General features: G+C 60.3%; 19 protein-coding genes. 14 read left to right on the forward strand and 5 right to left on the reverse strand.

What is annotated here, in order from left to right:
* The coding region (rnc, locus tag ACNPN0_RS12345) for a ribonuclease III (protein WP_448938919.1) at nucleotides 1-661 on the forward strand (661 nt) is incomplete at its 5' end.
* A gap of 10 nt (nucleotides 662-671) precedes the next feature.
* On the forward strand, nucleotides 672-1,601 hold the full coding sequence (mutM, locus tag ACNPN0_RS12350) for a bifunctional DNA-formamidopyrimidine glycosylase/DNA-(apurinic or apyrimidinic site) lyase (protein WP_448938557.1): 930 nt from the start codon (nucleotides 672-674) through the stop codon (nucleotides 1,599-1,601).
* A gap of 26 nt (nucleotides 1,602-1,627) precedes the next feature.
* On the opposite strand, the gene ACNPN0_RS12355 is transcribed toward mutM, so the two are convergent.
* The gene (locus ACNPN0_RS12355) at nucleotides 1,628-2,443 is read right to left on the reverse strand and encodes a serine hydrolase domain-containing protein (protein ID WP_448938558.1); all 816 of its coding nucleotides are present in this window, start codon (nucleotides 2,441-2,443) and stop codon (nucleotides 1,628-1,630) included.
* Nucleotides 2,444-2,592: 149 nt separating this feature from the next.
* Here ACNPN0_RS12355 and smc point away from each other — a divergent pair, with 149 nt between their 5' ends.
* Nucleotides 2,593-6,165 carry a chromosome segregation protein SMC gene (smc, locus tag ACNPN0_RS12360; protein WP_448938559.1) on the forward strand — a complete coding sequence of 1,191 codons (3,573 nt, stop codon included), beginning with the start codon at nucleotides 2,593-2,595 and terminating at the stop codon, nucleotides 6,163-6,165.
* Between the two features lie 74 nt (nucleotides 6,166-6,239).
* Nucleotides 6,240-7,685 (forward strand): glycosyltransferase family 2 protein, encoded by a 1,446-nt coding sequence (locus ACNPN0_RS12365; protein ID WP_448938560.1) that lies wholly within the window; start codon nucleotides 6,240-6,242, stop codon nucleotides 7,683-7,685.
* Nucleotides 7,686-7,821: 136 nt separating this feature from the next.
* Here the strand turns inward: ACNPN0_RS12365 and ACNPN0_RS12370 are convergent, their stop codons facing one another.
* Nucleotides 7,822-9,855 carry a cell wall-binding repeat-containing protein gene (locus ACNPN0_RS12370; protein ID WP_448938561.1) on the reverse strand — a complete coding sequence of 678 codons (2,034 nt, stop codon included), beginning with the start codon at nucleotides 9,853-9,855 and terminating at the stop codon, nucleotides 7,822-7,824.
* A 285-nt stretch (nucleotides 9,856-10,140) separates the two neighbouring features.
* Entirely contained in the window at nucleotides 10,141-11,376 is a 1,236-nt protein-coding gene (locus ACNPN0_RS12375; RefSeq protein ID WP_448938562.1) for an MFS transporter, read from the reverse strand.
* Between the two features lie 176 nt (nucleotides 11,377-11,552).
* Here ACNPN0_RS12375 and ftsY point away from each other — a divergent pair, with 176 nt between their 5' ends.
* Together ftsY and ACNPN0_RS12385 are read left to right on the forward strand one after the other, a co-directional pair.
* On the forward strand, nucleotides 11,553-12,734 hold the full coding sequence (ftsY, locus tag ACNPN0_RS12380) for a signal recognition particle-docking protein FtsY (protein ID WP_105657694.1): 1,182 nt from the start codon (nucleotides 11,553-11,555) through the stop codon (nucleotides 12,732-12,734).
* A 438-nt stretch (nucleotides 12,735-13,172) separates the two neighbouring features.
* Nucleotides 13,173-15,305 carry an acyltransferase family protein gene (locus ACNPN0_RS12385; protein ID WP_448938563.1) on the forward strand — a complete coding sequence of 711 codons (2,133 nt, stop codon included), beginning with the start codon at nucleotides 13,173-13,175 and terminating at the stop codon, nucleotides 15,303-15,305.
* A gap of 64 nt (nucleotides 15,306-15,369) precedes the next feature.
* Here the strand turns inward: ACNPN0_RS12385 and ACNPN0_RS12390 are convergent, their stop codons facing one another.
* Complete coding sequence (locus ACNPN0_RS12390) at nucleotides 15,370-16,044, reverse strand: DNA-3-methyladenine glycosylase (RefSeq protein ID WP_448938564.1); 675 nt, start codon at nucleotides 16,042-16,044, stop codon at nucleotides 15,370-15,372.
* A gap of 109 nt (nucleotides 16,045-16,153) precedes the next feature.
* On the opposite strand from ACNPN0_RS12390, the gene ACNPN0_RS12395 reads away from it, so the two are divergent.
* The 5 genes from ACNPN0_RS12395 (at nucleotide 16,154) to ACNPN0_RS12415 (ending at nucleotide 22,473) form a co-directional block, all read left to right on the forward strand.
* Nucleotides 16,154-16,813, forward strand: a complete 660-nt coding sequence (locus ACNPN0_RS12395; RefSeq protein ID WP_448938565.1) for a hypothetical protein — start codon at nucleotides 16,154-16,156, stop codon at nucleotides 16,811-16,813.
* Nucleotides 16,814-17,073: 260 nt separating this feature from the next.
* Entirely contained in the window at nucleotides 17,074-18,294 is a 1,221-nt protein-coding gene (locus ACNPN0_RS12400) for an ammonium transporter (protein ID WP_332728541.1), read from the forward strand.
* 234 nt (nucleotides 18,295-18,528) lie between these two features.
* The gene (locus ACNPN0_RS12405) at nucleotides 18,529-20,631 is read left to right on the forward strand and encodes a catalase (protein ID WP_448938566.1); all 2,103 of its coding nucleotides are present in this window, start codon (nucleotides 18,529-18,531) and stop codon (nucleotides 20,629-20,631) included.
* A gap of 132 nt (nucleotides 20,632-20,763) precedes the next feature.
* On the forward strand, nucleotides 20,764-21,894 hold the full coding sequence (locus ACNPN0_RS12410) for a YihY/virulence factor BrkB family protein (RefSeq protein WP_448938567.1): 1,131 nt from the start codon (nucleotides 20,764-20,766) through the stop codon (nucleotides 21,892-21,894).
* Nucleotides 21,895-21,996: 102 nt separating this feature from the next.
* Nucleotides 21,997-22,473 (forward strand): pyridoxamine 5'-phosphate oxidase family protein, encoded by a 477-nt coding sequence (locus ACNPN0_RS12415; protein WP_133833468.1) that lies wholly within the window; start codon nucleotides 21,997-21,999, stop codon nucleotides 22,471-22,473.
* A 128-nt stretch (nucleotides 22,474-22,601) separates the two neighbouring features.
* Here the strand turns inward: ACNPN0_RS12415 and ACNPN0_RS12420 are convergent, their stop codons facing one another.
* Nucleotides 22,602-22,793, reverse strand: a complete 192-nt coding sequence (locus tag ACNPN0_RS12420; protein WP_105657701.1) for a CsbD family protein — start codon at nucleotides 22,791-22,793, stop codon at nucleotides 22,602-22,604.
* Between the two features lie 260 nt (nucleotides 22,794-23,053).
* Here ACNPN0_RS12420 and ACNPN0_RS12425 point away from each other — a divergent pair, with 260 nt between their 5' ends.
* From ACNPN0_RS12425 to ACNPN0_RS12435, 3 genes are read left to right on the forward strand one after another with little or no spacing between them, the layout of a single operon-like run.
* Nucleotides 23,054-24,115, forward strand: coding sequence for an acyl-CoA dehydrogenase family protein (locus tag ACNPN0_RS12425; RefSeq protein WP_133833467.1), 1,062 nt, complete (start codon nucleotides 23,054-23,056; stop codon nucleotides 24,113-24,115).
* Nucleotides 24,109-25,479, forward strand: a complete 1,371-nt coding sequence (locus ACNPN0_RS12430; RefSeq protein ID WP_448938568.1) for a PIG-L family deacetylase — start codon at nucleotides 24,109-24,111, stop codon at nucleotides 25,477-25,479. Before ACNPN0_RS12425 ends, ACNPN0_RS12430 begins: the two co-directional genes overlap by 7 nt.
* Nucleotides 25,472-26,206, forward strand: coding sequence for a glycosyltransferase (locus ACNPN0_RS12435; RefSeq protein WP_448938920.1), 735 nt, complete (start codon nucleotides 25,472-25,474; stop codon nucleotides 26,204-26,206). The genes ACNPN0_RS12430 and ACNPN0_RS12435 overlap by 8 nt, the downstream gene beginning before the upstream one ends.
* The last annotated feature ends 38 nt before the right edge of the window (nucleotides 26,207-26,244 follow it).

Raw genomic sequence — 26,244 nt, forward strand, 5'->3', positions numbered from 1 at the left:
CAATATTGATTCCGAGACGTTTCGTCTTGCATTTACCCACCGCTCATATTCCTATGAGAACGGTGGCATTCCAACGAATGAACGCCTTGAATTCTTAGGCGATTCAATTCTTGGCTTCTGCGTTGCAGAATACCTATACGCAACTTTCCCAAATCTGCCAGAAGGCGATCTCGCGAAGCGGCGAGCGGCTATCGTCAGTACCCGCGCCTTGGCGATCATTGCCCGTGATCTGGAAGTGGGGGAGCACCTGCTCCTAGGACGTGGGGAAGCCCAGTCCAACGGAGCCAATAAATCCTCCATTCTGGCAGACACCATGGAAGCAATTCTTGGGGCCACCTACTTGGTTCAAGGCATGGAAGCTGCGCGCTCGTTTGTGCTTCGCTTCGTCACTCCACTGCTGGAAGATCATCGGCTGCTGGGCGCGACGACTGACTGGAAAACTGTAATCCAGGAAGAAGTAGCCTCCCAAAAGCTAGGCGAGATGCACTATCAGGTCACTGGTTCCGGTCCTGACCACGCACGCACCTACCTTGCCGAACTCCGCATCGGAAACGACGGATACGGCCAGGGGCATGGGCCATCCAAGAAGGAAGCTGAGCAGGAAGCGGCGCACAAGACTTGGCTGTTGCTGCATCCAGGTGAGCAGCTACCTAAGGGATAGCGTTTAGTTCATGCCAGAACTGCCAGAAGTTGAAGTAGTCCGAGAAGGACTGGATAAGTGGGTTCGCACTCGAACGGTACTAACCGCTCAAGTGCTGGACCCGCGTTCCGTCCGCCGTCATGCCGACGGCGTTGAAGATTTTGAACAGACATTGAGCGGTTGCTCTATCGCTTCTGTGGTTCGCCGCGGCAAGTTCCTGTGGATGGACCTCGAAGGCCTTTCAACTCCTGCAGCATTGGTTGCCCACCTCGGCATGAGCGGTCAACTTCTCGTCGAAGAACCTGATGCTCCCGATGAGAAACATCTAAAAGTCAGGCTCTCACTCAGCGAAAAATCCGATTTCCCCAACGAACTGCGTTTTATAGACCAGCGAATCTTTGGGGGAATGTTCCTCTCCCCAATGGTTGCAACATCTGATGGTTTGCCTGCCGGAGCCGGGTCGCTAAAAGCATCGATCCCACAGGCGGCTGCTCACATTGCCAGAGACGTGATGGATCCTCACCGCAAGCCCGAAGACCTGTACGTCGCGCTTCGCAAAAAGACGACAGAACTCAAGAGAGCGATTCTGGACCAGGGGATCATTTCCGGAGTCGGCAACATCTATGCGGATGAAGCACTCTGGCAAGCAGGCCTTTCAGGTTTGCGCAATACTGGCACTATCAGGCGTCCAGAAGTGCAACGCCTCAACGATGCTTTGGTTGATGTGATGACACTCGCCCTCGCCGCTGGTGGTACGAGCTTCGATTCTCTGTACGTGAATGTTAACGGCGCTAGCGGTTATTTCGCCAGGTCCTTGAACGCCTACGGGCGCGAAGGCAAAGCCTGTTTGCGTTGCAGAGAAAACGGCCGTGAATCTCTGATTAGACGTGATCCTTTTATGGGCCGTTCTTCCTACAGCTGTCCCGTGTGCCAGCCGCGACCACGCCGAACAAGACGTTAGCTGGCACATCAGGAGCTTTCCTCAAGCTATGCAATCTGCGATTTGAGCACTTGTTCATTGAACGGCGCCCAAGCGTCAACAGCCCACTGGCCAAAGCCTTTATCGGTGAGAGTCACGCAGGCCAGACGATGCTCCGGGTCCACCCAGAGGAATGTGCCGGACTGACCAAAATGCCCGAAAGTGGTACCTGGATGGCTTGCACCTGTCCAGTGCGGCGCTTTGGACGAACGGATTTCAAACCCGAGTCCCCAATCATTCGGGTTCTGCCGGCCATAGCCGGGCAGAATTCCAGCGAGGTTCTCGAAATGCACACGCGTTGCGTCGCTCAAAGTTTCTTGCGCCACGATAGTTGGGTGCAAAAGTTCGGCAGCGAATTTTGCCAGGTCTGCGGCGGTGGATCGGCCATCTTTTGCGCAGCTGCCGGCAATTTCCGTATCAGCCATGCCCAGGGGAACGAAGACCGCTTCCTGGGCATACTGGGCCATGCTGATTCCGGTCTGTTGTTCCAGATGCTCTGCGAGCTTTTCAAAGCCGTAGTTGGAGTATCCGCGTTTAGTCCCTACAGCAAAGCGGATGGTTTCCGAATCAAAGTCGTAGCCTGCGGTGTGTGCCAACAGGTGGTGTACGGTTGAACCCTCTGGCCCTGCAGGGTCTTCGAGGGTGATGGCTTCTTCTTCCAGAGCAACCAAGAACGTGTAGGCACTGAGCAACTTGGTCACCGAAGCCAAGGGGTAAACACGTGCAGTATCGCCGTGCTGGTCAATGATTGCACCATTGCCGTTCACCACCACTGATACCGCGTTGTCACTTGGCCACTGGTCAATCTGCGTCAGAATGCTCATAGAATGATCTATCCCTCGATTTTCTTCCTCGGATTTTGCGAGCACAACCAGATAATCCCCAGTGCGCTTCGCTAGAATTGCCACAAGGATTGGGTTTGATTGCCCAACCCAACTTTAGCGATTTGGCCCAAACATAGGAACTTCACGCCGTGCATCTCAAGACTCTCACCGTTCGCGGATTCAAGTCTTTCGCATCGGCGACCACTTTTGAGTTTGAACCGGGTGTCACGGCTGTTGTAGGACCTAACGGTTCCGGCAAGTCCAACGTGGTTGACGCACTGTCCTGGGTCATGGGTGAACAGGGTGCCAAGACGCTTCGCGGCGGCAAGATGGAAGACGTGATCTTTGCTGGCACCTCCGGCCGCCCACCACTGGGCCGTGCCCATGTGTCCCTGACAATCGATAATGCTGATGGCCAGCTGCCTATCGACTATGCAGAAGTCACTATCTCCCGCACGCTGTTCCGTACTGGTGGCTCCGAATACGCCATTAATGGAAGTTCGTGCCGTCTTCTGGACATTCAAGAGCTGCTTTCGGATTCCGGTCTGGGTCGAGAAATGCATGTGATTGTCGGACAGGGACAGCTGGACCGCATCCTGCACGCTACCGCTGAGGATCGGCGTGGCTTCATCGAGGAAGCGGCCGGTGTACTCAAGCACCGCCGGCGCAAGGAGAAAACCCTGCGCAAGCTGCAAGCGATGCAGGGAAATCTGGATCGTCTTGAAGATTTGAGCGCCGAGGTTCGCCGCCAATTGGCTCCGTTGGGACGGCAAGCGAAAATCGCTCGCCGTGCGCAGACGGTGCAGCTTGATGTCAGGGATGCAAAGTCCCGCCTGCTGGCAGATGATTTGGTCACACTGAACAACAAGCTTGCCCAGGATATTGATGACGAATCCAAGATCCAAGCTCAGCAAGAAGACGCTGCGGCACGCCTGGAACGCATCAAGAAGCACATCGCTGAACTGACTGCCCAGATGGAAACCATTACCCCGCGCCTGGTTCAAATCCAGGAAACGTGGGTTTCGCTGAGCACGCAGGCAGAGCGTTACCGATCCCTTGCCGCGTTGGCTCGTGAACGCGGGAAATTGCTGGAAAGCAATGAAACCCATTTCGATTCCAGCCGAGATCCTGAGCGTTTGGAAGCTCAAGCTGAGCGAATGAGCGAAGAACTTGAGGAACTTGAAGAAGCTCTTGAAGACCGCCACGAGATTCTTGCTGAAGCTGTAGAGGCTAAAGAGCAGGCCGAGGAAGCATCACGCGCCGAACAGCAGCGAATGGCTGCCATGCTCCGTGCCGCAGCGGACCGTCGAGAAGGCATGTCACGGCTCGCCTCGCAGGTGGCTTCCGCACGCAGCCGTGTCGACGTGACCCGGGCCGAAATTTCCCGACTCCAGGAAAGCGTCCAGTCCTTCGACTCGGACCTTGAACTGGATTTGCGCTCTCACGCAGAAGTTGCCAGTGATCTTGAGAAACAATTGGCGGGCGAAGCCCAACTGAATATCGATTTTGAGAGTTCAGATCGGGAACACGCAGCATTGTCAGAAGAGCACAATGCCGATAGCCAGCGTGAACGCGAGCTATCGGTGCGTGTTTCCGGATTGCGTGCTCGCCTTGAAGCCCTGAAGTTGAACTCCAAACCAGATGATCAGTCGTCACAGCTTCTTGGATCAACTTCTGGCCTGCTCCTCGGCCGTTTGGGGGAGCTGATTACGGTTAATCCGGGATATGAGCAGGCCATCGCCGCGATTTTGCGTGACAGTGCAGAAGCTTTGGTAGCCAAGAACGTTGGTGATGCGTTGGATCTCATCGAAGACCTGCAACAGCAGCAGGCCAGCCAGGTATTCCTGCACGCCGAAGTTCTGCCAAGTGGTGCAAAGGCTACTGCAATGCCTAATGCCGTCAGCGCTCGTGAAGTTGTAGCTGCCGATGGCCCGCTGGACAGCTTGCTTGATCAGCTTCTTGTTGGCCATTACATCATTGAGGAAATGAGCCAAGCACCTGCGGCCTTGGTGCAGAACCCATCTGCGCTGCTCACCACCTTGGATGGCATCACTGTTTCGGCAGTTCGCAGTTCCGTGGGGGACTCAGCAGGCGCTTCCCTGATCGCGCAGCAGGCCTTAGTGGAGCAGACGGAAACTGAACTTTCCCAGTGCCAGGAAGAACTTTCCACTGTCGAGCAAAGGTTGGCTCAGCGGGGACCGGAGCTTTCCATCGCTCAGCAACAACGCGATGAAGCCCTGTCGGCCCTGGCTGAATCTGACGCCACCATTGATGAATTATCTTCGTATCTGGCACGTCTTGGACAGAAACTTCGCAGCGCGCGATCGGACAAAGCCAAGCTGGAAGAAAAGCTCGAAGCAACGCTGGAGAAGCTGGAAATCGAGCAGGAATCTCTGGAAGAGATTACCGAGCGCATGGAGCTAGCTTCAACGGATCAAGATGAAGAAACCGTTGATGACGCTGCACGAGCAGCTCTTGCAGATGCTGCGGCCGCGGCACGACAGCAGGAATTAGAAGCCCGTCTTGCCTTGCGCAGTAGTGAAGAGCGCGTCACTGCGTTGCGTTCGCGCGTTGAGGGCCTGCGCCGCACTGCGTCCGCTGAGCGCAATCACCGTGAAGTTGCAGCTCGTCGAGCGGAGCAGCGCAAGGCGCAAGCAGCCAATGCGATCCGTATTGAGCAAGCTGCTGAGCGCGTCCTGCGTTTCATTGAAGTATCCGTATCGATGGCTGGCCAAGAACGCGAAGAGCTGGCCGGCAAGAAATCCGAAGTGGAATCCATGCTGGGCAGCCAACGCAAGGAAGCGGAGCAGCTCTCCGCCGAGCTGGCCCGTCTTGCTGATGCTGTGCATCGTGATGAGATGGCCCGTGCGGAACTGCGGATGCGCATTGAAAATCTTGAGACCAAGGCCCTGGAGGAACTGGGATACACCCCTGATCACCTCATCGCCAACTATGGTCCAGACCAGCTGATTCCGGAGGCCCTCGACGAAGATGACAAGTGGGGCGCGCTGCGGCAGAACGTTGATGAAGACGGCAAGCCTGTCGGCACCCGGGCATATGATCGCGTCGAGCAGGAAAAGCGGCTGAAGAAGGCAGAACGCGACCTGGCGGCCTTGGGCAAGGTCAATCCGTTGGCACTTGAAGAGTTCGCTGCCTTGGAGGAACGACATAAGTTCCTTTCCGGCCAGCTCGAGGATTTGAAAAAGTCCCGAGGGGATTTGCAGCAGATCATTGCCGACGTTGAGTCCCACGTCGAGCGGGTGTTCACCGAGGCCTACAACGACACCGCCGTGCAGTTCAGGCGGATCTTCGATCGCCTCTTCCCAGGCGGCGAGGGCCAGCTGGTGCTCACCGATCCCGAAAATATGCTCACCACAGGCATCGAGGTGGAAGCGCGTCCGGCCGGCAAGAAGATCAAGCGGCTCTCGCTGCTCTCCGGTGGCGAGCGTTCGCTGACTGCTGTCGCGTTGCTGGTCGCCATCTTCAAGGCTCGCCCGTCGCCGTTCTACGTGATGGACGAGGTGGAGGCGGCCTTGGACGATATGAATTTGGGACGCCTGATCACGATCTTCGAAGAGCTGCGCGAGTCATCGCAGCTGATTGTGATTACCCACCAGAAGAAGACCATGGAAGTAGCTGATGCCCTGTACGGCGTCACTATGCGCGGAGACGGGGTTTCTACGGTGATTAGCCAGAAAATGGAACGAGCTGTGACGACGTAGCTATTGCGGTAAAGTAGGGAATTGCAGGAGCGAGCTTGCATGCTCCGTAATTCACTGTCTCTACTGAGGATGACATGGCATTTTTCCGTAAACGTATCAATGATAACCCTGCTGTTTCGAAGAGTCCTGCACATCGGGAAACAGGGGAGGAGGATGTCCTCCCGAGCGGGTCGATGCTCCAGGGACCTTCTCCATTGGTGAGTGTGGTTATTCCCGTTTACAACGCCATGCCATTCCTTACGGAACTGCTTAATTCTCTGGAAGCCCAGGACCTGAAGCCAGAAGAATTCGAAGTCATTGCCGTGGATGATGGCTCGACGGATTTTGGCGGAGAGATTTTGGATGTCTATGCGAAGCGAAATTCGAACTTCATCGCCCTGCATCAAGAGAACAGTGGTTGGCCGGGCAAGCCGCGCAATGTAGGCATTGAGAATGCGCGTGGAGAATATGTTTTCTTCATCGACAGTGATGACCGGCTCGGGCCTCAAGCGCTCAGGCGCATGACTTCATTTGCGCTGGAGCACGACGTGGATGTCCTCGTGCCGAAAATGGTCGGTTTGGACGGCCGGAGAGTTCAAGCGAAGCTGTTTGAAAAAACAATTCTCGATGTCGACTACGACTTTATTCTGCGGACCCTTTCGCCGCAAAAGATGATCAGGCGACGGCTTCTCAATTCGCATGGCATCCGCTTTGTCGAAGAAAAAGTCAGGCTTGAAGATGGCATCGCCATGGTCGAAGCATATTCCGCTGCCCGGCGAATCAGCATCCTGGGCGACTACAACTACTACGAGATCCGGCTAAGGTCGGACGGCCAGAATATTAGTACGCAGCAAATCGATCCTGCCGGTTATGTAGGTTCCTTGACCAAGATCGCGCAGACTATCGCGACGTACACGGGGCGGGATCTGGAAGTGGCAAGGAAGCGCATTGCCGGATTGTTCGTTCGCAAGGGTTTGCGTTTCTATGACGGACAACGTTTCCTGCGTTATACCGCAGAACAGCGCGCAGCATGGGTGTCGAGCCACAAGAGTTTCTTGGAAACCTTCCAACTGGATAATTCTGCAGCGCTCTTCAAGCCGCAAGAGGCAAAGCTGGTCGACGCCATCCTCGCCGGCGACTTGGAATACCTGGAGCAGCTTGCCCAGAATAAAATGGATTCCGAGAAAGCGCCTGCAGTTGTTTCGGTCGAAAATACTGCTGAACGCATTTCTTTGGTTGTCGATTTTCCAGCCTCGGGACCGTCGCCAATCGGCATTCATATAAGGGATCGGGACACCGAAACCGTGGCAAGGGGAGAGCTTGCAGTTGACGAAAGCGGATCGCGGCTCACTGCATCTTTCCCGCGTGCCACCGTGCTTGAATCGATTTCTCGCTTGGGCAACATCTTCATCGAGTATCAGGGCGTACCTGCAAAGCGGATCAAGATGGGGAAAAGCGTTGCGAGCCAGGAATTCTCGGGCTTGCTGGTCTACGCAACGGCGAATGGATATATGAGCATAGATGCTCGCCAAGCTAAGTAGCACGGGGCCATAGGGAGCCTGACTGTCCGCCTTCCCCGGGACAGGCACCTTCCTGCAGAACACAACGAGGCTCGTAGTTGCCCCAAACAGCAACTACGAGCCTCTGTGCAGCTAGGCGAACCCTAACTCGCAACGCCTACGAACACGTATTGAGGGAGCCGTCATTTCGGTAGGCAACGGTCGAATCAAGAACTAGCGGTCCACCAACCAGCACATTTGTCCAACCTTCCATGCCGGTCAGCGCTGAGCCTATGGACTTAGGCAGGCAGGACTTTTTAGCCAGCAGCATGGGCGCGCCATTGTAGCCTGCAGCAACGGCACCGCTCAGTCCGTCGGGGAAACTCTTGCCGTTGGCAATGAACTGGCGCTGCGCACCGTTTGGCCAGAAGGCCTTCGCGATGACAGCACTGGTGTCATAACGTGTTTCGCCGCCGTAACGAGCGATCCTGGCATTCGGAAGAGCTTTTCGGATCTCGTTTTCCGCATTTCTGGAGATTGCCAGTGGCCCACCAGCCAAGTACACGGTGGAGGGATTCAGGCGCTTCAGCTGCTTCAAGATGGTGCTTGGCACGTACTTCTTGCTGCTCAGCAGCAACGGAGCCTTGCGGTCTGCCGCGACAGCTGCCATGGACAGGGCATCAGGGAACGAGCGTCCAGATGCCACAAACACGTTCTTGGCAGACGACCAGTTCGTAGCAATCTCTGCGCTGGTTCCATAGCGCGTGTTTCCTGCTTCACGGGATACCGGTGCATACTTCTTCAGCTGCGTGAACGTCTTGCTGCTGACTGCGGTCGGGCCACCTGCAATGATGATGCGTGATGGATTGAGCCGCTTAATTTCCGCAGCCACTGCGCTCGGCAGATAAGCCTGCTTGGTCAGCAACAGCGGTGCATTGTGGCGGTTGGCCAGCGAGGTAACTGATAGTGCGTCAGCGAAGTGCTCGCCGGAAGCCACGACAACAGTTTTGGCCCCGTAGGGGAAGGTGCGCTTGGAGATCGCAACAGGCGTTCCATAGCGGTTGGCGCCAGACATGCGCGATGGGCCCAAGCGGGTCGGCCAGACATCCATATTGCCAAAGTAGCTGGTAGTCAGCTTGTACTGCGTGCTGCGGCGGTTCTTCGCGAAGTCGCGCAGCGATGTCAGATCGCCGTTCCACACGTTGGCATCCACATTCTTCGTTGACCCCAACATATTGGAGTTGGAAGAATACTGCCAGACATTGAACGTGGTCCAGCCTTCAGGAAGTTCGCGGGGATTCTTCGCAACGTCAGCGGTGGGGAAGATCGAGACATGCAGTGGCCAGGACTTGAACGCTTCAGAATCACCCGTGCACTCATCCCACCACGACTGGGCCGTGTAGATCATCGGCAGGCGACCGGTCTTGGCCTTGACGGTATTGCCGAAGTCCTTGATCCAGGCAACCAATTGGGAAGGCGTCATGCCGTAGCACATATCGCCCTTGCCCTGCGGATAAGCGGTCTTGTTGTACGGGTTCCACTCGATATCCAGCAGTGGGGGCATGGTGTACCCGTCATTGGTCCAACCACCACCGTTAGCCATGAATTCCCTGGCCTGAACAGCACCGGAAGAATGGGCAGGCATGGCGAAATGGTACGCACCGCGAATCAGGCCGGCATTGCGCGACTTGGTGTAGTTCTGGCTGAACTTAGGGTCCTTGTACAAGGAAGAAGGCCACGACTGGGTGGCCTTGATGTAGGCGAAACGTGCCCCGTTTGCCTTGGCAGTGGACCAGTTCACGTCGCCTTGATGGCGGGAAACATCGATCCCAAGGGTGCCCGGTGGACGCCAGGTCCGCAACTCATCGAGGGAAGCCGGCGCGCCCACCTGGAACGGAACTGAAGTCGCAGAATCATTTGAAGACAGCTTCGCGAGATTCGCTAGTTCGTCCATAGTAGGGATCGTCGCGTCACCGGTTTCGGCAATTCGCTTGGCTCCCTGGCCCAGCTGGGCATCGAGGTGCTCGAGCTCCAATTCGGCCAGCGCATTGTCGGCCAGCTGCACGCGTTCTTTCTTGGAAAGATCATCGTCTTTGGACAGTGCCTTGGAAATTTCTTCAGCTGCTGGAGTGGCAATAGAAGCCGGCGCACCTGGTGCTGGCGCCTCGGCCTCGGGAGACGGCGTAGACGATGGTTCCGGCGCATCATCCACGGTAGCAGTGGACGAGAGAGACTGAACAGTTTGAGCGGAGGGCTCTTCTGTTGGCGCGGCGAACCCCGGACCAGCAGAAAGCGGGATGGAAAGTGCGGCTATAACCGCAATTGATAGAGCTTTGGATCGTCGCGTCCGGATAGCCGGCATGGATTCCCCTGAATAATCGAGTGCAAGTGAAATGGCGAAAGCCATTGCTAGTATATCTACCCGATGTTTCCCGGCAAGATTCCGCGAATTAATATCGATGCCAATGCCAAGGGAAATCCAAAACTGCGGAATTGCTTAATCGGCCAATTCCACCGGTTTTATGGTCTTTGGAACCAACAGCCAGGCAATTACTCCGACCAGACCCACGACAGCCGAAATGTTGAAAGCCAATTGGAAACTGATCATGTCGGCCATGGCCCCGGCCAGCAGCGGGCCGATGATGGAGCCAAGATCGGTGCACATCTGGAATCCGGCCAGTGCCTTGCCGCCGTTGCGGCCGGAACCAATCACGTCAGCCACGGACGCTTGCTGAGCCGGGCCCAGCAGCCCGCCGCCAATGCCGGCCAGGACCGAGAAGACGACGAAGCCAGCCAGGGACGTCGAATACCCCATCGCGCCAATGGACACGAGCAGGACGCTCATGCCAAGGACAATAGGAATCTTGCGGCCAATGCTATCTGTCAGGCGACCGGAGAACACCAGCGCGCAACCATTGCCGATGGCGAACACAGTCATGGAGATTCCGGCGGCCGTGGCGCCCATGGATTGGCCGAATACGGCCAAGGCGAAGAGTGGGATCATGCTGTTGCGCACGCCGAACGCCAGCCAGCCGTAGCTGAACCCGGAGAACAATGCCGCCCGGTAGGCGGGGGAGGCCAGCGCCTCGCGGGTGGTCACCACTTCAATATCGGAATGCCTTGATCGCGGGTTTGCCGCATCTGCATCCAGATCGCGGCGACGTCCCAAGGCCATGTAGACCACGCCGGCGGCAATCACCAGGGCGGTGCCGTAAATCAAGAATGGAACACGCATGCCAAGAGGTGCGAGCAGGGTTCCGAGAACCGGGCCGAAGACGTTGCCCAAGAGGAACGAGCCGGCGTACAGGCCCGAGATGCGTCCACGCGATTTCTCCGGAGCCAGGCGCGCAATTAATGCCATGGCTGAAATGGTGAACATGGTCGACCCGAACCCGCCCAGTCCACGAGCAATCAATAGCTGCGTGTAGTCCTGGACCACCGCGCAAAGCAAAGTCGATACCGCAACCAGCAGAACGCCGGTGACGTAGATCTTGGGCTCGCCGAGCTTGCCTACCAGAACGCCTGCTACCGGTGCGAAAATCAAACGGGTAAAGGCGAAAATGCTGACGATGATCGTGGCGGCCGCATTGCCGACATCAAAGCTCACTGCATACTGGGGCAAGATGGGGGCGATGAGCCCGAAACCCAATGCGATGATGAAGGCCGCAACCAGCAATACGCTGATCTCTTGGGGGATGGGCGCCTTGGCAGCACGGGTGGTTTTCAATGCCATATCAATTGAACAGATGGTTCTGCCGCTCAGCGAGCAGTAACCCTCAGCCTTTCTGGAACGACGAATGGGGCTAAGCAACCCACCTGCCAGTCTAGCCTTGAATCCAAAATGCGCTGATGCTGGTGCTGCCTGCCATATGATCCCTAAATCGTTGGAGATATGAGACGATTTAGAGCGTGTCTGATTCGCTTATATTAACCATCATCATTGTCGCGGTTGTTGCCGTGGTGGCCATTGGCGTCATTGCCTTCGTCACCAAGGGCCGCAAGCCCAAGACTCCGTATACGTCAGAGCGCGATGCAGACGACTTGCCAGCTGGCCAGAGCGCTGAGGGCGATACTGATGCCGCAGCGGACACTGCCGGTGCAAGCGATGCGCCTGTCGCGGTCCAAGAGCCTGCCGCACCTGCTGCGCCACAGCTCGATGTTCCAGAACCAGTGCAGGGCCGCCTGGCCCGGCTGCGTGCGCGACTGACCAAATCCAACAGCATGTTCTCCAAGGGCCTGCTGGCCCTGCTCAGCCAAGACTCGATTGACGAGGATGTCTGGGAAGAGATTGAAGAAAACCTGCTCATGGCAGACCTGGGTACCGAGCCTGCGCTTGAGCTTGTTGACGCACTGCGTGAACGAGTGAAGATTGAAGGCAGCAAGGACCCGGCTCGCGTCAAGGCAATGCTTCGCGAGGAACTGCTCAAGCTGGTGGATCCGAGTCTGGACCGAAGCTACCTGCCTGAACCGCATCCGGACCGCCCAAGCATCATCATGGTGGTCGGGGTCAACGGGGTTGGCAAGACCACCACCATCGGCAAGCTGGCGCGAGTTCTCGTTGCTGAAGACAAGGACGTCCTGCTGGGCGCCGCCGATACCTTCCGTGCGGCCGCCGCCGAGCAGCTGGCTACCTGGGGCGACCGCGTGGGTGTGCCTACCGTGCGTTCCGAGATCGACGGGGCCGACCCGGCTTCCGTTGCCTTTGAAGCCGTTTCCGCGGGCATCGAGCAGGAAGTCGACATTGTCATGATCGACACTGCCGGCCGCCTGCAGAACAAGGTCGGCCTGATGGACGAGCTGGGCAAGATCAAGCGTGTGGTCGAGAAGAAGGCCACCATTGACGAAGTCCTGCTGGTCCTCGATGCGACTACCGGGCAGAACGGCCTGCAGCAGGCCAAGGTCTTCTCCGAGGTTGTCAATGTTTCGGGCATCGTGCTGACCAAGCTCGACGGCACTGCCAAGGGTGGCATCGTCGTGGCTATCCAGCGTCAGCTCGGTGTTCCGGTGAAGCTGGTGGGATTGGGCGAGGGCCCGGATGATCTTGCGCCATTCAATCCGGAAGACTTCGTGGACGCACTGCTCGAAGGCTAATCGATAATTCCATATTTTCTTGATCTCCCCGTCGTTTCCTGCGGCGGGGAGATCTTGTTTAAGCGGGCGCTGCGCATCTGCAATTCCTGCACAGAGCGGTTTTGTTCCTGTTGGGCCATCGGCGCACACAGGGCTTGGGATCAAGGAAATCTTGCAGTGAGGTCGATCACACCGCCTGATTCCGGGTCCGGAGCTTTCCTTGGGACCCCCGCGGAAAAGTTCAAGTCAGTGAGTGAATGGAACTTTTCCGGCGCCTTCTGGCCGCAGCTCGCCCAGGGAAGCAGTGACCAGCGCTACAGAAAACGTCCAGACTACTTGGGTAAAGATGTTTTCTGGGGAAGTGTGTCCCTTCAATCTGTACGCACTGCATGAGGGATACTCCGGTTGATTCTGGATGCCCCGTGCGGCCAGACCAGCCGGTAAAGGATCCATCCAGAAGTGTCGTCGAACCAAGACCTGCCCATACCCGTCACGCAGGACCCTAAGCCCAGGGCTTTCCGCATGGACATCCAGGGCCTGCGCGCCATCGCCGTAGGTGTTGTTGTGCTGTACCACTTCTGGGGGCACTATCTGCCCGGCGGCTTCGTCGGAGTCGACGTGTTCTTCGTGATCTCAGGATTCCTGATCACTTCGCATCTGCTCGCCAAGCCGCCGAAGAGCATTGGCGATGTCGTCAATTTCTGGATGAGGCGAGTCAAGCGGCTGATCCCTGCCTCCTTCCTGGTGATCCTGGCCAGCGTCTTGGGCATCTGGTTCTTCGCACCGTCCACGGTGTGGCAGGACTGGGGACTGCAAGCGATGGCCGCGACGTTCTACTTCCAGAACTGGTACCTGGCACTGACCAAGGTCGATTACCTTGCCGAAGGCGAAGCTCCAAGCCCCTTCCAGCATTTCTGGTCCCTGTCTGCAGAAGAGCAGTTCTATTTCGTATGGCCAATTCTGATCGGCGTGCTGATCTTCGCCGCAATCAAGTCCGGAATCAAGCCGGCAACCGCCGCGTTGGCCGGAATCAGCGCCGTCTTCGTGATTTCCTTCGGATACTCGCTATACGCAACCGCGACTGAACCGGGCAGCGCGTACTTCTCGACCTTTACCCGAGTCTGGGAATTCTCGGCAGGCGCCCTGGTGGCGGCCTTGGGAGCGCGTGCGCATGCGGCCAAGAGTGATGTGATGAGCTTGATCGGGTCGTGGGGCGGAGTCCTTGCCGTCGCATTCAGCGCAGTGGCCTTTACCGGGCAGATGCCGTTCCCCGGATACATTGCAGCAATTCCCGTATTCGGCACCGCACTGATCCTGCTCTGCCATTCCACGCACAAGTACTCGCCCAACATGTTCTTGAGCAGCAAGCCGTTCCAGTTCTTCGGTGACAATTCCTATGCCATCTACCTCTGGCATTGGCCGCTATTGATCCTGATGCCGTTCATGGTGGAAGACTTCAAGTGGCCTCAGAAGATCATTGCCCTGGCCTTGACGCTGGTCTTGGCTGTTTTGACGCAGAAGCTTGTCGAGGTTCGATTCCGTAAGTTCATTGACGCCTCGGTACTGCTCACGGCGCCACGCTTCCTTGCCACGGGCAGCCTCGTCTTGGCTTTGGTTGCCGGAGCTTTCTACCTCAACACCGAACGCATTATCAATGACGCCCAAGACGTCGACAAGGCCTTGGCCCAGGTCGAAAAGGAGCTGGGCGAAGACTGCTTCGGTGCCGCGTCGCTCAGTGAATCATGCGGTGAAGCAGTGAATATCGAGACGGCCTACCAGCCGGTGGCTCCCGCCCCGGTAGTTGCGAAGACCGACAAGCCGGTTGTCTACAAGGACGATTGCTTCGCCAGCCAGGACGCCGACTACAAGGACCGCCCGGTATGCAACTACGGTGATGGCAAGATCAAGGTAGCACTGGTTGGAAACTCGCATGCAGGCCAGTGGATTCCTGCCTTGGAACCTATGGCGAAGAAGAATGGCTGGAGTATTGATACCTATTTGGCCAGCCGATGCGCCGTCATGGGCGAACCCCAGGTCTTTGACTCCAAGGCACGGGAAAAGGGCTGCGCTGATTATGGCAGCTGGGTGACCAAGCAGATCGAAAAGGAAGACTATGATCTGGTGATCAGCTCCAACCGCCAGTCCCTTCCGGTTTCCGGATACGAAATGGAAAACACCGCTGAGCCTGCCCAGAAGGCCTACGAAAAGATTCTCCAGGACTGGGCCGGCACCGGCGCCGCTGTAGCGGTCATCCGGGATACGTCCTTCCCGGGGGAGACCGTGGAGAATGTGCCTGACTGCGTGGCCTCCAGCGATGGCGAATTCAGCGAATGCAGTGGCGAGGCGAAGCAATGGATTCCGATGGATCCGCAAGCCGACGCGGTGAAGGCCCTGGATAAGCCGAATATTATCGACGTCGACATGAATGACCAGCTGTGCGAGGACGGACGCTGCTTTGCGGTAGTCGGTGGCATCGTGGCCTATTGGGACCACTCGCACCTGACCGAAACCTTTGCCGAGTCCCTGTCCCAGACCCTGGAATCCCGGCTGAAGAAGGAACTGGATTCGAAGGAACTGTTCCCGGCAGCATAGGGCTTTGCGGCACCTTGCTCGATAGGCTCTGGCTTCAACGCATTAATTGCGTTGCAGCCAGAGCCTATTTCTGATTCCTGATGCCCGTGACTGCCCCAGGAGCATCGCGGCCCGGGCGAAAAGCGGAAACGCTTGGCTCATCGGGCAGCCAGAATCGCCAGGGGAACTGCGGACCGCCGGCTATCCCCGCGACGCCAACACGGGGTCCGGTGCGCAAAGCCTCCGGGGGACTAGAGGCAGCATGGAGGGTAAAGGGTGCAGCGAACAGATCCAGCCCGTCATGTTCTAATCTCGTGAGTCCCAATGCGGTGGCCAAGTTCCCCGGTCCACGGGCCAGCTGGATTTCCGGGATGGGATTGCGGGCGTAGCGGATGGGCCGCTTCTCCAGTCTTCGTGCGTGGGCCAGGTCGGCGCCGGAAATAATTTCGCCAGAACGTATCAGCACCCCGGACGCAGCTCCTGGCGGTGAGCAAACGAAATTCAGGGCGTAATGCATTCCGTAGGTGAAGTACACGTACGCGTGCCCGGGTTCCAGGAACATGGACGCGTTGCGATCGGTTTTCCTGTCCTTCGAGTGGCTGCCCGGATCATAGGGCCCTGCGGTTCCCAGGCCCATGTACGCTTCGGTTTCGGTGATGCGCACGCTGACCGGTCCATCACTGGAATCCACGGTGAGTACTGCCCCGAGCAACCGGGGCGCAACGTCCAAGGCATCGGGCAAGAAGAAAGATCGGTCCATGCTTCCAGTGTGCCTGCTCCAGCTAAATTGTCCCCGGCCCCTGTAAGGATCATGGGTACTTGAAACTTGGGGGTTCAAGCAACTCGCACTCGTGAAATGGGGAATGAGCATGAAGAGGTTCGTGGTAACTGCAACCGCACTGGCCGGAATTCTATCGCTGACTGCCTGCGGGGTTTCGGCAGAAGAGTTCGAGGCTGCGCAAGCCTTGAGCGCAGCCATAGCTGCTGAAAAGGAAACACTGCAAGCCCAGCTGGCAGAAACCGAAACTCAATTGGCCCTGGCCAAGGAAGAAGCAGCAGGGCTTCGCGCAGCCGAGGAAGAACGCGCAGCGGCCGCAGAAGCCCAGAAGGAACGCAAGGCGCAGGAAAAGAAAGACAGGGAAGCTGAGGCCGCGGCGGAAAAAGCCAAGGCCAACAAGGCCAAGAAGGTCACCAAGCGGGCTCTGGCGCAAATCGTGAAGCAACCGGACTCGCACATCGATGAGAATGTGATTCTCTACGGTCTGGTCACCCAGTTCGATTCCGCGACCGGTCCCTGCACCTTCCGTGCCGAGCTGAGCCACGCGCAGGTGGGCAAATACGACTACGAGCACAATTCGATGTTCACAGCCGGAGACGGTCTGGCGGACTGCGAGGCGCTGGATGACATCGTAGCCGAGGACATTGTCCAAATCACCGCCACGGTGACCGGATCCCTGAGCTACGACACGACCATCGGCGGATCCACTACGGTGCCGAAGTTCCAGGTCGTGAAGATCAAGCGACTGTAGCCGCTGCCGGCGTCCGCCTCGCCAGCCCGTCATCAGCAGAAAGCACTTTCTGCTGATGCCGGGATGTTCTTTTTATCGACAGCCAGCAGCACCGTGAACTGTTCGAAACGGCGGCGAAACATTGCCGAGAAGCAAACGTTACCCCCGGCAGGAACTTGATACACAGCGGAAACGAAGCAGCGAGTGTTCGGAAACATCGGGCGCGTTAGATAGTCATAACACCACCGATACACCGAATACCTTGAGGGGAAGTGATCCAGATGGAGTTGGATGTAGCCAGCTTATGGATCCTGATAGCTGCCGCACTCGTATTGCTGATGACACCGGCACTGGGACTTTTCTACGGCGGCATGACCCGCGCCACCGGCGTGGTGAACATGATGCTGATGAGTTTCTCCGCCGCGGCGATCACCGCCGTTGTCTGGGTGCTCTGGGGCTACTCGTTCTCCGCCGGGGAACCAGCCATCGCCGGAATCGTCGGCAATCCAATCAGCGACTTCGCCATGCACAACACCGAGCAGTCCGAGCTGCTCGCCGCCGGATTCGCCGGTACCTTCGCCATGATCTCGGTAGCCATCATCTCCGGAGCCATCGCCGACCGCGCCCGCTTTGCGCCATGGCTGTTCTTCGTCCCGCTGTGGGTCACCCTGGTGTACGCACCGGTGGCCTTCTGGGTCTGGGGTGGAGGCTTGCTCTCCGCTGACGGATTCCTGGGCAGCATCTTCGGCGAAGCCATTGACTTCGCCGGCGGCGCAGTGGTCCACACCAACGCAGGTATCGCAGCCCTGGTCCTGGCCCTGAAGCTGGGCCAGCGCCACAACTTCCACGACCGTCCGCAGCCGCACAACACCCCGCTGGTCATGCTCGGTGCCGGCCTGCTGTGGTTCGGCTGGTTCGGTTTCAATGCCGGTGCGGCGACCACCGTCGAGCAGGCTGGACTCATCTGGGTCAACACCCTGGCAGCTCCGGGTGCGGCCGTCCTTGGCTGGATCCTGGTTGAGAAGCTTCGCGGTTCCCGCCCCAGCTCGCTGGGTGTCGCCTCCGGCCTGGTGGCCGGCCTGGTCGCCATTACTCCTTCCTGCGCAGATGTCGCCCCGTGGGCCGCGATGCTGCTGGGCGTCCTGGCTGGCGCCGGGGCAGCCTGGGCAGTGAACCTGAAATGGAAGCTGGGCTACGACGACTCGCTGGATGTTGTCGGCGTGCACCTGGTCGCCGGCTTGATCGGAACCCTGTTCCTTGGCTTCTTCGCCCTGCCAACCGAGGAGAGCGCTGGCGGACTGTTCTACGGCGGAGGCGTCGCCCAGCTGATCGCCCAGGCAGCCACCCTGATTGTGGTCATGGTCTTCTCCGCGGTGATGACCTGGGTCATCGCCACGGTCATTGGAAAGTTCAGCCCATGGCGTGTCACGGCAGATATCGAAATTGCCGGGATCGACGAGGCGGAACACAACGAAAATGGATACCAGCTGGTTTCCAAGTAAGGAGCGGAATCTGGAAAGTAACGCAACACAAGCACGAGGGGCAGGACGTTTCTGAAACGTCCTACCAGGACCGCGGGTGGGCCATGCAGCCACCGGCGGTCCTGGCGTGTTCACGCCCGGTGGCGGGCACATGTGTAAATCATGGGAATCGCCTAGCGCGCTGGCATCAGCCGTGCACCGGCCCCTAGCGTGGCATTCACCAGCCGATTATTCCCAAGCAGCTAGGAGAGTGCCATGGCCAGCGAACCACAACAGCAAGCAAGCCCGGGAGGGGAACCGGTGTTGTCCGGCCCCGGCCAGGACAGCGAATTCCTGACCACCAACCAGGGAGCTCCCGTCAGCGATACCGACCACTCGCTGAAAGCCGGAGAGCGCGGGCCCACCTTGCTGCAGGATCACCACCTGCGCGAGAAGATCATGCACTTCGACCACGAGCGGATTCCGGAGCGCGTGGTCCACGCCCGTGGCGCTGGCGCCCACGGCTCCTTCATCAGCTACGGCAACGCCTCTGAGCTGTGCCGGGCCGATTTCCTCAAGCCGGGCAAGCAGACCCGGGTCTTCGTGCGGTTCTCCACCGTGGTCGGTTCCCGCGGCTCGATGGACACAGCCCGCGATACCCGCGGCTTCGCCACGAAGTTCTATACCGAAGAGGGCATTTTCGACCTGGTGGGCAACAACATCCCGGTGTTCTTCATCCAGGACGGCATCAAGTTCCCGGATCTGGTCCATGCCGCGAAGCCGCACCCGGATACCGAAATCCCGCAGGCGCAATCGGCCCACGATACCTTCTGGGATTTCGTCTCCCTGCATACCCCTGCCCAAGCCCACGTGATGTGGCAGATGAGCGACCGCGCGATACCCCGCTCGCTGCGCATGATGGAAGGCTTCGGCGTGCACACCTTCCGCATGGTCAACGAGGCGGGCAAAGCGTCCCTGGTGAAGTTCCATTGGAAGCCCAAGCTCGGCGTGCACTCGCTGGCCTGGGAAGAGTCCCAGCTGGCCGCCGGCGCGGATCCGGACTTCCACCGCCGCGATCTGGCCGAAGCCATTGATGCCGGCGCCTACCCCGAATGGGAACTGGGCGTGCAGATTTTCCCCGATGACGGCTCGGGGGTCTTCGAGGGCATCGACCTGCTGGATCCGACGAAATTCGTGCCAGAAGAGCTGGCCCCGGTCCAGCCGCTGGGCAAGATGGTGCTGGACCGCAACCCGGAGAACTACTTCGCGCAGACCGAGCAGGTCGCCTTCCACCCCGGGCATCTGGTTCCGGGCATCGATATCAGCGACGACCCGCTGCTGCAGGCGCGGCTCTTCTCCTACCTGGACACCCAGCTGACCCGCTTGGGCGGGCCGAACTTCGCGCAGATCCCGATCAACTCGCCGAACTCGCCGGTCAACGACATGTTCCGCGACGGTTTCCACCAGCACCGGGTGCCCAAGGGCATCGCGCCGTACAAGCCGAACTCGCTGGATGGCGGCTGTCCGTACATGTCGCAGGTGGTTTCTGGCCAGCAGCCTCCGCTGGACTTCCCGCAGCCTGTGGCCTCCGGGAAGAAGGTGCGTTCCGAGCCGGCCAGCTTCTCGGACCACTACAGCCAGGCGCGCTTGTTCTACATCAGCCTCTCGGCCGTGGAGCGCGCCCATGTGCAGCAGGCCTACTCCTTTGAGCTGGGCAAGTGCACCGATACCGCGATCCGCCAGCGGCAGGTGGAATGCCTGGCGAAGATCGATACCCAGCTGGCCGCCGCGGTGGCCCAGGCACTGGGCCTGCCGGCGCCGGCCGCAGTGCAGCTGGATGATCCGGTGGCCAGCCCCGCGCTGTCCCAGATCGGGAAATCCTGGCCGGTGGACGGGCGCAAGGTCGGGGTGGTGTTCAACAGCGGAAACCACCAGCATGTGCCGGCAATAGCCCAGGCGCTGGCCGAACGGGGCATGTCCCCGCTGCTCGTTTCGGCCTCCGGCGGCGAGGTGGCCCCGGACCTGCCCATTGACCGCACCTACCTGACGGCGCGCTCCATCGAATTCGATGCGCTGGTGCTCATCGGCCCGCTGCCGCCGGCCCCGGACGCCGCGGTTGCGCTGGATGCCAAGGCCGGAGCCATGGGGGCAGGCGGGGTTCCCATCGACCCGCGCGTGGCGTTGCTGGTCGCGGAGGCCTACCGGCACAACAAGGCCATCATCACCCTGGACGGGCTCTCCGATGGCCTGCTGCAAGCGGTGGGCCTGGAGGATGATGCGCCGGGCATCGCGCTGGTGGAACTTTCGGCGGTGGCCGAAAGCGCGGAGCAGTTGCTGTCCACCCACCGCGCGTGGGAGCGTTTCCCGGTCGCCGAGTAGCAGCGCGGCCCAGCTGGCCTAGCAGGTGGCGCGGCAGGTGCATGATCCGGTGCGCCTGCCGCGCCGGCCTGGCCCAGCAGCAGGGCCGGCGGCAATCAACTGGCACAGATAGCTGATGAAGAGAGGTGCAAGATGCCTTCAGGAACCGATAGCCATGCCGGGAACGGGAACGCGGCCGAAACCGCTGCCAAAGCCCGGCACGCTCCTGGACCCGATGCCGAATCCAAACCCGATTCCCCGCCGGATATGCACTCCAGGTCATGGAAATACGCGGCCAAGCGCTCCATCAGGGAATTCTCCCGGAAGAAATGCACGGATATGGCGGCCTCGCTGACCTATTTCGCGATGCTCTCCATCTTCCCGGCCCTGCTGGCGGTAGTCTCCCTGCTCGGAGTTGCCGGCCAGGCGGAGAACATGACCCGCAACATCCTCTCGCTGATCGAGGAACTGGCCAGCAAGGAAGTGGTCGAAACCCTGCGCCAGCCCATCGAGCAGCTGGCATCGGCCCCGTCGGCAGGCCTGGCCCTGATTGCCGGTCTGCTCGGTGCGCTATGGAGCGCCTCGGGGTATGTCGGGGCGTTCGGACGGGCCATGAACCAGATCTACGAGGTGGCCGAAGGCCGGCCGTTCTACAAGCTGCGCCCGCTGATGCTGCTGCTGACACTGGTGCTTCTTGTGGCCGTGTCCGTGCTGGGGATGCTGCTGATCGTCTCCGGTCCGCTGGCCCAGGCGCTGGGCAACGCCATGGGGCTGGGCGAGGGCGCGGTGGCGATATGGAATATCGCCAAATGGCCGGTGATCGTGCTGTGCGCGATTGTGCTGGTGGCCGTGCTCTACTACGGGGCTCCCAATGTGAAGCAACCGAAGTTCCGTTGGATCAGCCTCGGTTCGGCCATCGCGCTGCTCGTGCTGGCGATCGCGACCGTCGGGTTCTTCTTCTACGTTTCTAACTTCGGCAACTACAACAAGACCTACGGCGCCATCGGCGGGGTCATCGTGCTGCTGCTGTGGCTGTGGATCGCCAACCTGTCGCTGCTCTTCGGCGCGGTCTTCGACGCAGAAGCCGAGCGCGGGCGCCAGCTGCAGGCGGGGATTGCCGCCGAGCGTTCGGTCCAGCTTCCGCCGCGGGATACCAAGGCCAGCATGAAGCAGGAGGAAAAAGAAGAGCAGGACATCAGCGACGGGCGGCAGCTGCGTTTCGCCAGCGAGCTGGACGCCGAAGAGCAAGCGGATCCGGATTCCAGGCGGAACCCGGAAAGCTGAGCAGGAGCCGAAGCTGGCAATCGCCTGGGCGCCCCTTGGCGCGGGCCAGCACCTCGGTAGCGTGTGAAACGACCAGATCATTCCAAGACAAAGGAGCTCTTCATGGCCAACGACGAGGCAAGCAAAGTCATCAGCATCATCCAGGACCTGCGGATCGCCATGGTCTCAACCCTCAGCGCTGGACGGCTGGCCAGCCGCCCCCTGACGCTGATCGAAGCCACCGACGAAGGAGAACTCTGGTTCTTCTCTACCGCCGACGCCGGGATTGTCCAGGAAATCCGGGCCCAGGGACTGGTCAATGCCGCGTTCAGCGGATCCAAGGCGTGGGTGTCGGTCAGCGGCCACGCCGAGGTGGTGCTCGATGTCGCCAAGAAGAAGGAACTGTGGAACGCCGCGGTGGAGACCTTCGCCAGCGAAGGCCCGGAATCTGCGCAGACTGTGCTGCTGCGCGTCGATGCCGACTCCGCTGAATACTGGGAGAACCCCGGTGGGGCAGCGAGCCTGGTGGCCGGCTGGGTGAAGCAGAAGCTCACCGGCAAACCTGCCGAGCCCGGGGACTCGAATAGCGTCGAACTCTAGGACGCCGAAAACCGCCAACGGCCGCTGCTCCAAATTCCCGGAGCAGCGGCCGTATTCCTGTGCACATTGCCTGGCGCAGAGCTATGCCCCATGGATTCGTATCCATGGGGCATAGCTGGTGGTGCGGTTTAGGACAGGTCGTCCTTGACATCCTTGGCGGCGTCCTTGACGTGTTCTCCTGCTTGCTTTGCCTTGGCGGCGGCCTGGTCCTTCACGCCTTCGGCTTGCAGGCGCTCATTATCAGTGGCATCGCCGTAGGCCTCCTTGGCCTTGCCAGATGCTTCCTGGGCCTTGTTCTGGATCTTGTCTCCAATTCCCATGATTCTTACCTCCTGTGTGGATCTGGTTACTGACAACTTGAACTATAGGGCAGATTGCAAATCGGGGTCCCGAAGCTGAAAGTTTGCTTGCGGCCAACTTTGCAGATCATCACAGTGCCGCCGTCGCGGCGGCCAATCCCATAAACTGCCTCGCTGCGTTGCGCTGTTCTTTGCGGTTATCAGGAGTCATTCAGCTGGGCCGGGCACGAATGGGCCGTGACCTAGACTGGCCAAAAGTTCCGCGCAGAGAAGGAGAATCGATGGACCAGCGGCCGGTGTCGTTTAGTGCAGCCGAACCAGGATCCCGCCCCCGCAACAGCGAGTTATGGTGGGGCGCCGAAGTCGCGGTGCGTGCGGCCGCCGTGCGCTGCGAGGGCAACCCGGAAGCGATGCTGCGTACGCTGGAAAGTTCGGGGGAGGAACCTCCGGTGCCAGCGGCCGGACAGACCCAGCGCCTGTGGGAGCTGCTGGCCTCCGTGGCCGCCACCGACCTGGTCGCGGCCAGGACGCTGGAACCGCATTTGGATGCCGCGGGAATCCTGAACCAGGCGGGCATGTCGTGGCCGGCCGGCACTGCATGGGGCGTTTTCGCCGCGCAGCCGCCCAACGCCACCCTGGAAGCGGTTCGCCAGTCCGGCGGGGGATGGGAGCTGAACGGCACCAAGCCCTGGTGCTCGTTGGCCGCGCAGCTGACGCATGCCCTGGTCACCGCCCCCACGCCCGATGGCGGCCGGCTGTTCATGGTTTCCTTGCGGCATCCGGGCGTTGAACCGGCATCGGATGCCTGGGTCAGCCGCGGCATGGCGCAGCTGCCCAGCGGCAGCGTGAACTTCACCGGCGTGCCGGCACAACCGGTGCAGGACGCCGGCTGGTACCTGTCCCGTCCCGGGTTCGCTGTCGGGGGCGTTGGCGTGGCCGCCTGCTGGTTCGGGGCAGCGGTGGGAATCTACCGCCATCTGCTGCGCAGCGCCCAAGCGCGCACCCCGGATCAGCTGGCCCTTGCTTGGCTCGGCGAAGCAGACCGCTTGCTGGCCAGCTGCGCCGCGCTGCTGGAACAGGCCGCCGGGCTGGCCGATGCCGGAGCGCTGGATGCCATTTCGGCCCATCGGGTCCGCGGCCAGGTGGCCGGGGCCTGCGAGCGGGTGTTGCAGCTCAGCGGCCAGTCCACCGGTCCGGGCCCGCTGACCGCCGATGAGGAGCATGCGCGGCGTGCAGCTGACCTGGGCATATATCTGCGCCAGCACCACGCGGCCCGCGACGACGCGGCGCTGGGCCAGTTGATTGCGGACCGCGCCGGAACGGAAAGTGGCAGCGCATGGTGAACTTCACGCATCAGGACCAGGGAACATCTGCAAGCTGCTGGCAGCAGGCTGGGCTTGAGCGGATCGCCGCACTGGATCCGGAGAAGCTCTTCCACGCAATCGCATCGGTGGTTGTCCTGGCCGCCCACCCGGATGACGAGACGCTGGGAGCCGGAGGGCTGATCCGCATGGCCCTTGGCCGGGGGATCGATGTCCACGTGATCGTCTGCAGCTTCGGGGAAGCCTCGCATCCGGACTCCACCACACACTCCCCGGCCCAGTTGGCCGCGCTGCGCCAGGCCGAGCTGGCCGAGGCCATGGACACGCTGCGCGTACAAGGACCGCGCAGCGGAACGCTGCATCTGCACTGCTTGGGCCTGGGCGACGGGAAACTCGAAGCGCAGCAGGAGCCGATCCGCGCAGCCCTTGAGCAGCACGCCGGCGAGCGCTGCCTGATCGCCAGCACCTACCGCAGCGACGGGCACCCGGACCACGAAATCCTGGGCCTGCTCGCCGCGGACTGCGCCCTGGCGCACAATGCCTGCCATCTGGAATTCCCCATTTGGTTCTGGCACTGGGCGCAACCGGACCGGCAGCCCAGCTTCAGGCATTGGCGCCGGCTGGCCCTGGATGCATCCAGCGCGGATGCCAAGGCCCGCGCCCTGGAGGCCCACCGTTCCCAAACCAGGCCGCTGTCCGCCCTGCCAGGAGACGAAGTCCTCCTTAGCGAAGGCTTCCTGCAGCATTTTTCCCGCGGCGCCGAGATCTTCCGCGCCACCTGGCCTGGCCACAAGGACGCCGCGTCGGCTCCGGTGGTCTTCGACGAGCTCTACGGGCAACGCGAAGATCCGTGGGAATACCGCAGCAGCCGCTACGAGCAGCGCAAGCAGCAGATCCTGCTCGACTCCCTGCCCCGGGAACAGTATGCGGCGGTTCTGGAGCTGGGATGCTCCATCGGGGTGCAGAGCGCCGAACTGGGCCGCCGCAGCACCAGCCTGCTGGCGGTGGATGCCAGCGCTACAGCGCTAGTCCAGGCCCGGCGTGCCGTGGCCGGAATGGAGCATGTCAGCTTGCTGCAGGCCACGGTGCCCCAACAATTTCCGCAGCTGGAGCCGGGGAGCGTGCAGCTGGTAGTGCTCAGCGAGATCGGCTATTTCCTGGCCGCCGACGAATTGGCGCAGGTGCTCGCCGCCAGTGCTGCCGCACTGGAAGCCGGCGGAGAGCTGGTGCTCTGCCATTGGCTGCATCCCATTGAAGGCTGGCCGCTGGACGGGGAGGATGTGCACCGGATGGCGGGAGAACTGGGGTGGGAGCGCATCGTGGAGCATCGCGAGGCCGATTTCCTGCTTGAAATACTGCGCAAGCCCGCTGGTGCCCATGGGTAGGCAGCTGGCGGCCATGGCGGTCATCATCCCGGCCCATGACGAGGAAGAACGCCTGGGCCGCTGCCTGGATTCGGTGCGCGCGGCCATGGACCGGTTGGCGCGTGCCCGCCCGCAGCTGCAGGTCCGGGCCATCGTGGTTGCCGATAGCTGCACCGACGGCACGGTACAGGTTGCCCAGCGGCAGATCAGCGCAGATCAGCGGATCAGCTTGCTGCAGGCCAGCTTCGGCAATGTCGGAGCCAGCCGGGCTGCCGGGGCACGCCACGCCCTGGCCAGCTTCGGCGCGGACGCGGACCCGAGCGCCATCTGGCTGGCCAGCACCGACGCGGATACCTGCGTCGCCGAGCATTGGCTGGAGGGCTTTGCCACCCTGCACGCCGGCGGGGCCGATGCGGTGGCCGGAACCGTGGAACCGGACCGCGGCGAACTCGATGAGCATATCTTCGCCTTATGGGAGCAGGCCTACCAGCCGATCGAGGGGCATGGCCATATCCACGGCGCGAACTTCGGAGTGTGCGCTGCTGCCTACCTGGATGTTGGAGGCTTCGAGCCCTTGGCGGCCCGGGAGGATGTGGCCTTGGGCGAGGCGCTGCGCCGCGCCGGCTACCGGGTCCAGGCCACGGCCCGCCTGCAGGCGATCACCTCGGGGCGCTTGCGCGGGCGGTTGCGCGAGGGCTTCGCGGACTATCTTGCCGCGCTGGATCACCAGATGCTCCACGCCCGGTAGTGCCCAAGTAAGCGGTCCCGGTCCCTGGCATAGGAACA

It is taken from the genome of Glutamicibacter sp. AGC84, assembly GCF_053543575.1.